The organism is Nocardia concava NBRC 100430, from assembly GCF_000308815.1.
In the GTDB taxonomy this organism is placed as follows: domain Bacteria; phylum Actinomycetota; class Actinomycetes; order Mycobacteriales; family Mycobacteriaceae; genus Nocardia; species Nocardia concava.
On sequence record NZ_BAFX01000142.1, the window covers coordinates 42,894 to 54,568 of the forward strand.

The window sequence follows — 11,675 nt, forward strand, 5'->3', positions numbered from 1 at the left end:
TCCTTCCAGCTGAAGTTGCCTACACCTGGTTGGACACACGCCCCGGCGGCTTGTGACCGGACCTAGCTGTGATGTGGGTCATACATCGGCATGGTGCCCGGCTCGACCGTGAGCGCCGGATGCACGCCCGGCGTCAGCTCATTGCCGATCGACATGCGCTGCAGCCAGGCCAGCATGCGCGGCCGATCCGCGGGCGCCAGCGGGGCCAATAGTTCGGCGTTCAGTTCCTCGGCGAGTTCGGCTGCGCGGACGATCATTTCGCGCCCGGCGGGCAGCAGGTGCACGGCGTGGGCACGCCGGTCGACGGGGTGCTTGCGCCGCTCGACCAGACCGCGTTTCTCCAGGTCGTCGATGAGACTGACCATGACATTGCGATGGATTCCGAGCGCGTCGCACAGCTGCTGCTGGGTCCGGCCGTCATTGGCCTCGAGCATGCGCAGCGTGCCGTACTGCGGCGGTTTGATGCCCAGCGGCGCGAGCAGCTGGTCGAAGCGATACGCGGCATGCGAGCCCAACTGCGCCAGCAGGAACGCGGCGCTGTCGACCAGGGTCCGATAACCGGGTTCGGCGTCATTCACCCGCATAGCCTATCGCCCCTCAAAGGCCTATCGAGTGATTGCCCTCTTGATTGATAATCACTTCAGGTGCATAGTTTGAACCGGGCCCTCCACTACTGACCGAATCGAAGAGAGTTCGCCGTGGAAACCGACATCTCACCCACCCTCGATCCACGCCGGTGGATCGCCTTCGCCGTCGTGCTGGCCGCCGGATTCATGGACCTGCTCGACGTCACCATCGTCAATGTGGCCGTGCCCAGCATTCAGAAAGACCTGGGCGCGGCCTACTCCGAAATCGAATGGATCATCGCCGCCTACGTGCTGTCCTTCGCGGCCGTGCTGATCACCGGCGGCCGGCTCGGCGACATCTACGGCCGCAAGCGGCTGTTCCTGGTCGGCGTCGCCGGATTCACCCTGGCCTCGCTCGCCTGCGGTCTGGCCACCTCGCCGGCGCTGCTCATCGGCTCCCGGTTCCTGCAGGGCGCCATGGCCGGGCTCATGGTGCCGCAGATCCTGGCCATCATTCGCGTCACCTTCCCGAAGGAGGAGCGCGCCAAGGCGATCGCGGTCTACAGCGGCGTCGGCGGGTCGGCCTCCGCGGTGGGCCTGTCGCTGGGCGGGCTGCTCGTGCAATGGAATCTGTTCGATCTGGACTGGCGGCCCATCTTCCTGGTGAACGTGCCGGTCGGCATCGCGGCGCTGGCCGCGGCGGCCGTGGTCATGCGGGATTCGCGCTCCGCGCACGCGCCGCGGCTGGACATCGTCGGCATGGTGCTGGCCGTGTCCGCGGTGCTGCTGCTGGTGTACCCGCTCAATGAGGGACGCCGATTGGATTGGCCCGCTTGGACCTTCGTCATGATCGGCGCGTCCGCCGTCGTGTTCGCGGTGTTCGGCGTCTACGAGCGGTGGCGGGCCCGGACCGTCGGGTCGCCGCTGATCGATCTGGAGCTGTTCCGGTCCAAGCCGTTCACCGTCGGCCTGGCCAGCTGGCTGCTGTTCTGGATCGGCTTCGGCGGCTTCTTCCTGATCTGGACCCTGTTCATGCAGGCCGGACTGGGCTGGTCTCCCATGCGGGCCGGGCTCACCTCGGTGTTCTTCGCGGTCGGCGCGGGCATCGGCGCGGGCGTGTCGGTGAGCCTGCTGGCGCCGAAGTTCGGCAAGTGGGTGCTGCTCGCGGGCGGGCTGATCACCGCGGGCGGATTCGGGCTCTACGGCGCCATGGCCGCGCACTACGAATCCGATTTCGCCTCTTGGCAAATGGTGCTGCCGCTGATCGTGACGGGCATCGGATTCGGCATCGTGGTGGCGCCGACCATCGACATGCTGCTCGGCCAGATTCCCGACCGCGAGGCCGGGGCGGCGTCCGGGCTGCTCAATACCGGGCAGCAGCTGGGCATGGCACTCGGTGTGGCGCTGGTCGGCATCCTGTTCTTCGCGCAGCTGGACCATGATTCGGCACGGGGCGTGGATTCGGTTGCGGCGCAGACGCGTACCGAATTGTCGGCGGCCGGGGTGCCCGGTCCGGCGCAGGACCAGATCCTGGCGGGGTTCAAGGCGTGTGTGCAGGATCGGTCCGCCGAGGTCGATCCGACGGTGGTTCCGGCCAGCTGCCAATCCGGACCGGCCATGAACGCCGGTGTCGGACAGACCCTCATGAGCGCGGGCGAGAAGGCGAATGCCGTCAACTTCGCGCACACCTTCGACTACACGATGCTGTGGGGCATCGGGCTGATGGCGCTGGTCTGCGTCGGATTCCTGGCGCTGCCGGGCGATACGAAGCTCGAGCAGCACGAGGCGGCGGACGACGAGGAGCTCGTCGCCGTCTGACCCCTCACCTCCGGCGAATGGCCGCGGGTTCGGTGAAATCACCGGACCCGCGGTCCGCATCGGTGAAGAATTCGGACCGACAGCGACTTTCGACGGGAGACAGTCATGCGTGCGGCCGTGGTCAGCAAGGGCGAATTCCGGGTCGAGGACCTGCCGACCCCCGTGCCGGGGCCGGGACAAGTGCTGATCAGCGTGACCCGCTGCGGCATCTGCGGATCCGACCTGCACGCGCGCGTGCACTGCGACGAAATGGCCGAGCTGGCCGCCGCCACCGGCTACGACCGCTTCATGCGCTCGGATCAGCGGGTGGTGATGGGGCACGAATTCACCGGGGAGATCACCGAATACGGTCCCGGCACCCGGCGGCGCTGGCAGCCCGGCACACCCGTGGTGGCGCTGCCCGTCCTGCGCACCGGCCGCCAACCCGAACTGACGGGCCTGTCCGTGCACGCGCCCGGCGGCTACGCCGAACAGGTCCTGGTGCAGGAGCCGATGACCTTCGAGGTCCCCAACGGCCTCTCCCCCGATCGCGCCGCGCTCACCGAACCCATGGCGGTGGCCTGGCACGCGGTCCGCAAGAGCCGGATCACCAAGGGGCAGACCGCTTTCGTCATCGGCTGCGGGCCGATCGGGCTCGCGGTGATCGCCATGCTGAAGGCGGCGGGCGTGCGCACGGTGGTCGCCAGCGACTTCTCACCGCGCCGCCGCGAGCTGGCGGGGCAGTGCGGGGCGGATGTCGTGGTCGATCCGGGGACCGAATCACCTTGGGAAGCAACGCCGAAGAAGCCGCGGATCAATGGCGCGGCCGACTTCCTCAATCTGGGTTTCGACGCGATGGAACGCCTGCGCCGGATCCCCAACATCCCGTGGTGGTACCTCTTCCGCGCGGCCCACACCCTCAACCGCGGCCCCGCCGGCCCGGTCGTCTTCGAATGTGTCGGCGTCCCCGGCATCATCGACCAGATCCTCACCGCCGCACCCCCGATGACCCGGGTGATCGTGGTCGGGGTGTGCATGCAGCAAGACGCGTTCCACCCCGCCACCGCCATCAACAAGGAAATCGAGATCCGCTTCGTCCTCGGCTACGACCCGGGCGAATTCCGCGACACACTGCACATGATCGCCGACGGCAAGGTGGATCCGTCGCCGTTGATCACCGGCACCGTCGGACTCGACGGCATCGACACCGCCTTCACCACCCTCGCCTCACCCGACCACCACGCGAAGATCCTCGTCGATCCGCGCAGTGACCGGGTGACGCCGTGAGCTAGGCATTCGGGCGCAGCGCGGGAAACGGTGTGGTCGGCGGCTCGTGGAGGGTATCCAGGAGACCCTCCGCGCTGCGCGCCGCCGTAAGGCAGGCATTGGCGAAGAACTGATCGGCCAGCGGGTGCCGCGCCCGGGCCCGCCACTTCTGGACGGCGGCCAGCGACACCTCGCGCTGGGTGGCGATATCCGTGTGCGCGGCCAGTCCCAACCGCAACGTGGGTGCGACGCCCGTGCCGCCGATCAGGCGATGGAGTTCGGCGAGATCGTCTGCGGGGAGGGGTAATTCGTCGGTGCGGAGGTGGGCCAGCAGGCGGAGTTCGGCGAAGCCGTGGACGTCCGCGAGCAGGGTGCGCACGCGGGGGAGCAGTGCGTCGGCGGTGGAACCGGGGTTGGCGGTGAGGATTCGGGCCAGGGCGGTGAGCGCCGAATGCGCCTTCAATTCGTCTGCACGCTGGGCGAATTGGACGTCGAGAACGGTGCGCAGTTCCTCGAGGCCGCTGCGTTCGGAGAGCTCGGCGGCCAGCGCCTGGGCGCCGCGCACCCCCAGGCGGATCAGGGTGACGGCCAGGCGGATGCCGAACAGGCCGAAGCGGGCCGCCAGGTGGGCGCGCAGTTCGGCGGGCACCGGGAGCGGCAGGTCCGGCTGGGCGAAGCGGTCGGCGGAGAGCAGGGCGGCGGTCAACTCGTCCACCGGGATGGCGGCCAGCGCCTCGAAGGCGTCGTATTCGCGCTGCCGCAGGGTGGCGGCCGCGAAGGCGAGCAGGCCCGCCACCGGAATCACGGACTGGCACAGGCCGGTTCGCTCCAGTTCGGTCGCGAAGCGGGCGGCCACATCGCGCGCCGAGTGCAGGGCGTCGATGCGCCCGGCCCCGATCTCGTCGGCCCGCGATACCACCCCGATCACCCCGAGCGGACCCGAGAAGTTCTGCGGCACAACGGCACTCCCGCCGGAACCGGCGCCGATGCGCTCGAGGAAGTCGACATCGGCGGCGTCGAGGCGGCGCAACAGATAGAGGACGGCGTCGGCGGGCGGCAGTACCGGTCCCGGACCGCCGGGGGTGAGCAGCCGCGACGTGCGCGCCGACACCTCCTTCGACAGCGACGAGATGCCGGGCGTATCGATGATCGTGGTCTGGGTCAGCTCCGCCGACGGCCACTCCACCGCCAGCCGATCCACCTCGCGCGGCGTCGGCGAATCCCAGCGCAGCGCCGACAGATCGAAGGTGAGCCCGTGCGCGCCCGGCAGCCCGTCGGCCCCGCGCCCGCGGCGCACCACCACATCGGCGCGCGCCCCGTCCGCGCTGTACGCGGTCACCCGCGGCGCGCTCCCGTTGCGATACCAGGTGACCAGTCGCGTGCACTCGGTCGCGTCGGTGGGCGCGATGTCCTGGCCCACCAGCGCGTTCAGCAGCGTCGACTTACCCGCCTTGAGCTGCCCCGCCAAGGCCACCCGCAACGGCTCGTCCAGCCGCCGCGCACATTCCTCCAACTGCTCGCGCACCCGCGGCCGTTCCCCCAGCGCCCGCCGCGCCGCCGCCACCAGCCCGCGCGTCTCCGGCACCACGCCGTAGCCGATACCGCTCACTCCGCACCTCCACGCATCGCCTGGCATTCGCCGCGACGCGCCGAATCGTTATCAGCTCCGCGCGACCCTCACAGCCGACTCCCAGTTCCGAGCTGCGGGCCACGCCCCCGCGAATCCGGCCGCCACCCGCTGATCTTGCCCGGACCGAGCCGAATTCACGGGCACCGGCCCGGCGCGCCGAAACGCCGGCGGATCGACGAGCGCGGGTGGGGCGAGGACGACGGGCGGGCCGACCTCGATCAGCCGACGGCGGGCGGGAGCTGGGGCGGACCCGGGGCCGGAGACTCGGGGCCGAGGAGGGCATTGGCGTGGTGACGGAGTTCGGCCACCACGCGGAGGCGACGGTCCAGTTCGGTGGCGCGTTCGGTGCGGCGGGCCGATTCGAGGTTGGCGGCCTCCTGGGCGGCGCGCAGGGATTCGTCGATGGAGCGGAGGGTGCGGTCGGCGATGGCGGTGAAGTGGTCGCGCAGCAGGCGGTGGATGCGGTGCAGGCGGTCCTTGGTCTCCTTGCCGGCGTGGAAGGCGATGTCGTCGAGATAGCGGCGCACCGCCAGCTTGGCGTCGGCGCGGCGCTTGGCCAGGCGGGCCTTCTTGTCGTCGCTGAAGGCCTTGCCGCCCAGCAGGACTCCCGCGCCTAGGGACAGCGGGTTGATCAGGGCCATTCCGGCCATCGTGCCCGCCATGCCCGCCATGATCACGCCGCCGTAGGAGCCGCGCACGCCCACCAGCAGCTTGTGGCTCAGGCCCAGATCGGGTTCCAGGTCGGCGAGGGTGCAGGAGGCGGTGCGGGAACGGCCGTCGAGGGTGTCGCGGACCTCGGGGAGATCCACCGCGCCCAGCTCGGTGAAATGGGTGGCGACCCGTTCGGCCAGGCGCACCGCGCGGGTGCCGGTCCACACCAGATTGTCGCCGACCGCGGAACCCACGGTGGCCGTGAGCCATTCGTCCATGCTGTCCCAGTGGCGGCCGGGATCGTGCTCATCGATCCAGTCCTCGGCGGTGCGGGCGATATCGCGCAGGCGGTCGCGCAGATCGTGGTCGATGTCCCCGGCCAGGTCGGTGATGCCGTCGCCCAGGGTCTGCTGCCAGGTCGCGGTGTGGCGATGCAGCTTCTCGGCCTCGGCGCGGGCGACATGCAGCTCCCGGATGGCGGCCGCACCCCGCGCCGGATCGCGCAGCGTCACCAGTTCGCTCCCCAGCGCCAGGGCCAGATGTTCGGCGGCGGAGGCGACGTCGAGGGCGACCGCGCGCTGCAGGGCGGCCTGATCGCGGGCCACCACCTGTTCGCGCAGGAACTGGAACACCAGCCCGAAACCGGATTCCCGGCCCAGGCCCTCGTCCCGCAGCCGCATGGCGTGGGCGCGCAGGACCGCCGAGACCGGCAGCATCGGCAGCTCCAGTTCGTTGGCGCGCAGATGCTTCCGGTTGGCCTCGAACACCTGCCGCCAGTGCGGATACAGGTCGATCTTGGTGACCAGCACCGCGACCGCCGGGCACAGGGCCCGCACCTGACGCAGGAAATCCACCTCGGTCTCGGTGAGTTCGGTCGAGGCGTCGGTGAGCACGAGCACCGCGTCCGCGGCCGGAGCCTGGCCGAGAATGGTTGTCGCACCGGTGTTTCCGTGCGCACCCAGCCCGGGTGTGTCGACCACGATGATGCCGTCGGCGAGCAGCCGGCTCGGGGCCTCGAGCTCCAGCCGCAGTACGGGCCGACCCTGCGGGCTACGACCGGTGACCCGGGGAATCGCCTCGAAAGGCAGTGGTTCCCGGGTGTTCTCACCGCCGTCGGCGCCGGCCGCGACCAGGGTGGCGCGCGGTTCGGCCCCGTAGGACAGCACGGTGGTCACCGCGGTGGCGGCATCATCGGCGACCGGGCACACATCCAGATTGACGAGGGCGTTGACGAATCGGCTCTTGCCCTGATTCCCCAACCCGGCCACCATGATCCGCCGCCGCGGATCCCGCACCTTGCCCGCCACCGTCTCCAGCCGGGCGACCAGATCCCCGCGCTGCGCGGCCCGCGCCACCGCGATGGTCTCCGACACCATCGTCAACAGCGGATTCGCCGCCACCATGCTCGTCACGCCAACTCACCTGTTCCAGCCGTGCCTATTTCCGGAGAGATCGCGCTCACCGCGGCGATACCGCGGTGAGCGACCCCTCGACCTACGAGTGCAGGATGTCGCCGACGATGTCCCCGCCCACATGCGTCCCGAGCTGCGCCCCGGTGTGCGCCCCGCCGTCCGCGAACAGCGACGCATCCGGCCCCGCCGCATGCACCCCGCCCCCGAACGCCTGCGAAACATCCACTCCCGCCCAGGGATTGGCCCCGGCCCCGTGCAACCCGGCATCCACCGCGGTTCCCCCGTGCAGCCCGGTATCGAGGCCGCTTCCGACCTGCACGCCACCGGCTCCCTGGCCCGCCCCGGAAACCCCGGCATCCAGCCCGGTTCCGACACCGGCAACGGCATTGCCGACCCCCGTGAGCCCGGCGTCCACACCGCTGTGCAGGCCGGTGTCCAGCCCCGCCCCCACCTGCGTGCCGACATTCGCCACACTCGAAAGCCCGGTCTCCAAACCACTTCCGACCTGGGCACCGAGGTCGGCGCCGGTGTGCAGGCCGGTATCGAGCCCGGTCCCTACCCCGGCACCCAGCTGAGTGCCGACGTTCCCGATGCCGGAAAGGCCTGTCTCCAAACCACTTCCGAGCTGAGCACCGAGATCGGTGCCGAGCTGAGCGCCGAGATCGGTGCCGAGGTGCGCTCCGATATCCGCGCCGGTGTTCAGTCCACCGTTGATTCCGGTCTGCAGGTCCGCGCCCACCGCGTTCGCGGCATCGACCGCGGCGGAAAGGTTTGTGCCGATACCGGTTTCGAGGCCCGCGCCGGCGTCGATCCCGCCGGTGAGGGCGGAGGTCAGGTCGGCGGCGGCCTGCGCGCCGAGTCCGGTGGACAGGCCCAGGTCCAGGCCGGTGCCGCCGTTCAGGACCACGCCGGTGGCGGCGGTGGTGCCGAGGTTGACGCCCACCGTGTCGCCGAGGGCGACCGATCCGTTGGCGCCGACCCCGCCGTTCACCCCGGCGCCGACCCCGAGGCCGGTGTCGGCTGCCAGCCCGGCGGAGCCGCCCAGCCCGGTGTCGGCGCCGAGGCCCGCCCCGCCCGCCGCGATGATCGCGGAAAGCTGCGAACCTCCCGCAACCAGCGCGGACTCGGCCACCATGGGCGCGACGGCCGCGATGTCCTCGGGGGTGACATTGTCCAAACCGGCCGCGACCAGGGCCGCGCCGGGATTGGTGCAATAGCTGACGGCGGCCTCGTGGTCGCGCAGCAGGTTGAGGATGAACTCGAGAATTGCGTTGGGGCTCATGGCGAATCAACTCCCTGGATGGGCGGGCCCCGCTGACCCGCGCTGCTCGATGTGCCTTTCACGTTAGGAAGCCCACGCGTTACGCATAACGGGGTGAACTCCCCCAACTCGGGCAACTCTCAGTTACGGGGGAAGGTGGACATTAGGGGAATTTCCCCATACCTGTCGGGGAATCGGTAACGACGACCCCCCAGCTACCGACAGGCTCGGTGGGCAGGCAGGCCCGAACCGAGGTTTTCGTACATATCGGATACAAGAGCTTTCGAGCAGCACGCGCTTCACCCACCGCGTGTTCTGGTTATGACAGGGGAACTCGAATGAGTCAGGGGCTGGCGCTCGGCATCACCGTCGGGTCGTCGAATACCGTTGCCGTGACGACTTCGGGGGGACAGCACAGAGCGCATACGGGGCCGAGCGCGCCGGGCGCGGAGCCGGAGGTTCCCGAAGGTTTCCTGTCCCGGGTCGGGGATCCCGTGGACATTCGCATCGCTGACGGAACCGCTGTTCGCGCAGCGGATCTGGTGGCCGCGGCCATCGGCCGGGCGGTGGATCAGGCGGGCCCGGCGCAGGCCGTGGTCGCCTGCTATCCGGCATGGTGGTCACAGCACACCGTCGAGACGCAGCGCACGGCGCTGACCGAGGCCGGGCTGGAGACCGTGGCCCTCGTTCCGGAGCCCACGGCCGCCATGCGCTGGCTGCAGGAGGTGCACGAGTCGAGCCACGACGGCGCGATGGTGGTGTACGACCTGGGCGCGACCGGTTTGACCGTTTCGGTGGCGCGCACGGGAGCCATGTCGGGACTGCTCGGCGAACCGGTACGTACCACTGGCGTGGCGGGCTCCGAATTCGATCTGCTGACAATGCGTTACGTGCTCGCCCATGCGGTCGGCGATAAGGATTTCGATCCTTTCGACCCATTGGTGGAACAAGAATTGGCGGCGCTCCGCCAGCGCTGCAAAATTGCGAAGGAAACGCTCTCCACAAATACCGCCACCGTGGTTCCGGTGCGTTTGCCCGGATTCGGGCAAATGGACGTTCGACTTGTTCGCGACGATATCGAGGATGTGCTGCTCGGCCCACTGCTCGGCTCCACCGACCTGATTCGCGAGGCCCTGCGCCGCGCGGGCGTGGCCGCGGTCGATCTGGACGGCTTCCTGCTCACCGGCGGCGGCGCCGGCATCCCGCTGGTAACCGAGTTGCTGTCCACCGAATTCGGCATCCCGGTCGCGGCCGCCGCCGATCCGGCCCACCTGAGCGCGCACGGCGCGGCCCTGCTGGCCGCCGACCTGCTCGCCGACACCCTCGACACCGAGGCGCATCCGGCCATCGCGATCGGCGGCGCCGGCCACGCCGAGGCCGACGGCGGTCTCGCGCTGCCACCGCCGCGCACGGCCGCCGGTCTCCCGCAACGGATTCCGGCCGATGCCCCCGCCGCCTCGCTCGGCGCCGCAGCGGCGACGCCGCCCGGCACGCCCGGCGCGACAGCGGAACCCATTGCGCCCCCGCGTATCCCATCCCTGCCGGAGCTACCGGTCGAGGAATCCGGCGGCGGCTTCCGGCACTGGAAGCGCGTCGCGGTGATCGGCGCTGCCGCCCTCGCCGTGGCCGCCATCGCCACCGGCACCCTCGCCATGGGCACCGGCGACCAGTCGACGCCCGCGAATCCGGCCGGGCCGCAGTCCCCCTCGACCTCCGCGGCGGCCCTTCAGGCGCCCGCCCCGAACGGTGACGGCACGACCGCGGGCCAGCCCTCACCCGTGGCGGGCAGCCCGGTCATCGCCACCAAGGCCGCACAGCAGCCGGGCGCGGGCCAGCCCGGCAATCCGGCCGCCACCGTCGCCGCCCCCGGCCCGGCGGCCGCGGATCAGTCCGGCTCCCAGGCCGATACCCCTGCACCACAACAGAATCCGGCGCCACCGCAGTCGCCGCAGACCCAGCCGCCCGCCCAGGCTCCCCAGCCGCAGCCCCCGGCTCCCCAGCCCCAGACGCCGACGCCGGTTCCGGCGCCGGCGGCCCCCTCGCTCCCCGGAGCCCTGAACAACACCGTCGACGGCCTCGGCAACGCCATTCCCGCGGTGCCGCAAATCGTTCCGCATACCGGCGGCTGAGAGTTGGTTCTTCGTGACAGGCATGACCCCAGTCGCGCTCGATTCGCTCCCGGGCGCGCGCGAGATATTCCGGGAACTCGATTCCGAGGATGCGGCCGCCGCGCTGTATCTGATCCGGGGCCGCTCCGGCACCGGTAAGTCCACCCTGCTGGGCGCCGTCCGGGCCCGGCTGCGGGCCCGCGGCGGCGCGCACACCGACAGTCCGGTGCACGCGCTGCGACCGCCCGGCACGCCCCGCATCGAGGCTCAACCGGCGCGCGGCCGCATCGCCCTGGTCGTGGACGACGCCCACACGCTCGGCCCGGCCGAGTTCGACCTGCTGTGCGCGGCGGTCGAGTCCGGGGAATTCCCGGTGGTGATCGCGCTGCGCCCGCGCCCGCACGACATGCGGCTGCGGGGCCTCACCGATCTGGTGGCGCGCCGCGGCCGCGTCATCGATCTGCGCGCCCTGGGCGCGACCGAGATCGCCCCGTTCGCACGGGAATTGGGCATGATGGTGCCGCGCGGCCTGGCCCAGCACATCCACCGCCAGACCGGCGGCATCCACGGCGGCGTGGTGGCGGCCCTGACCGCCGCCTGCGCGACCCGCCTGGACGCGGGCGTGTCCGCGGTCGATCAGGCGGTCACGGCGTGGGCGCGCACCCGCCTCGACGACGCCGACCCGGATCTGCTGGACGCCCTGGTGGTCGCGGCCATCGGCGCGGGCCTGGACACCGGTGAGCTCACCGAGGTCCTGGACCTGGCCCCCGCGGCCGCCCAGGATCTGGTGGACCGGGCCCGCGGCAGCGCCCTGGTCACCGACGCCGATCTGCTGCTCGCCCCGGCCGTTCCACCGCTGCGCACGCTGGTCGGGGACCGCCGCTTCCTGGCCGTGGCCCGCCGCCTGCTGCACGCGCGCCTGGACGCCGGACTGCTGCGCGCCCACACCGCGCTGCTGCTCGCCGAATCCGGGCTCCGCGACGA

At 70.9% G+C, this 11,675-nt stretch carries 7 protein-coding genes and 1 pseudogene; 4 read left to right on the forward strand and 4 right to left on the reverse strand.

What is annotated here, in order from left to right:
• Positions 1–62: 62 nt before the first annotated feature.
• Complete coding sequence (locus ON43_RS33635; RefSeq protein WP_245568852.1) at positions 63–578, reverse strand: MarR family winged helix-turn-helix transcriptional regulator; 516 nt, start codon at positions 576–578, stop codon at positions 63–65.
• Between the two features lie 120 nt (positions 579–698).
• Here ON43_RS33635 and ON43_RS33640 point away from each other — a divergent pair, with 120 nt between their 5' ends.
• Both ON43_RS33640 and ON43_RS33645 read left to right on the forward strand, forming a co-directional pair.
• Positions 699–2,384, forward strand: coding sequence for an MFS transporter (locus ON43_RS33640; RefSeq protein ID WP_040814033.1), 1,686 nt, complete (start codon positions 699–701; stop codon positions 2,382–2,384).
• 105 nt (positions 2,385–2,489) lie between these two features.
• The gene (locus ON43_RS33645) at positions 2,490–3,650 is read left to right on the forward strand and encodes a zinc-binding dehydrogenase (RefSeq protein WP_040814034.1); all 1,161 of its coding nucleotides are present in this window, start codon (positions 2,490–2,492) and stop codon (positions 3,648–3,650) included.
• A 1-nt stretch (position 3,651) separates the two neighbouring features.
• Here ON43_RS33645 and ON43_RS33650 read toward each other — a convergent pair whose 3' ends face one another.
• The 3 genes from ON43_RS33650 to ON43_RS46925 all read right to left on the reverse strand — a co-directional run bounded on the left by ON43_RS33650 (position 3,652) and on the right by ON43_RS46925 (position 8,604).
• Entirely contained in the window at positions 3,652–5,238 is a 1,587-nt protein-coding gene (locus ON43_RS33650) for a dynamin family protein (protein WP_245568853.1), read from the reverse strand.
• 239 nt (positions 5,239–5,477) lie between these two features.
• On the reverse strand, positions 5,478–7,313 hold the full coding sequence (locus ON43_RS33655; RefSeq protein WP_040814057.1) for a dynamin family protein: 1,836 nt from the start codon (positions 7,311–7,313) through the stop codon (positions 5,478–5,480).
• A gap of 91 nt (positions 7,314–7,404) precedes the next feature.
• Positions 7,405–8,604 carry an IniB N-terminal domain-containing protein gene (locus tag ON43_RS46925; protein ID WP_051179586.1) on the reverse strand — a complete coding sequence of 400 codons (1,200 nt, stop codon included), beginning with the start codon at positions 8,602–8,604 and terminating at the stop codon, positions 7,405–7,407.
• Positions 8,605–8,921: 317 nt separating this feature from the next.
• Between ON43_RS46925 and ON43_RS46930 the strand changes: the two genes are divergently transcribed.
• Positions 8,922–10,712 carry an Hsp70 family protein gene (locus tag ON43_RS46930; protein WP_083913900.1) on the forward strand — a complete coding sequence of 597 codons (1,791 nt, stop codon included), beginning with the start codon at positions 8,922–8,924 and terminating at the stop codon, positions 10,710–10,712.
• A 22-nt stretch (positions 10,713–10,734) separates the two neighbouring features.
• Positions 10,735–11,675, forward strand: a pseudogene (locus tag ON43_RS33670) (LuxR C-terminal-related transcriptional regulator); the annotation flags it as partial.

Coding starts and splice junctions, on each gene's coding strand:
- ON43_RS33645 (WP_040814034.1), top strand. CDS start 2,490: ATGCGTGCGGCCGTGGTCAGCAAGGGCGAATTCCGGGTCGAGGACCTG.
- ON43_RS46930 (WP_083913900.1), top strand. CDS start 8,922: ATGAGTCAGGGGCTGGCGCTCGGCATCACCGTCGGGTCGTCGAATACC.
- ON43_RS46925 (WP_051179586.1), bottom strand. CDS start 8,604: ATGAGCCCCAACGCAATTCTCGAGTTCATCCTCAACCTGCTGCGCGAC.
- ON43_RS33655 (WP_040814057.1), bottom strand. CDS start 7,313: ATGGTGGCGGCGAATCCGCTGTTGACGATGGTGTCGGAGACCATCGCG.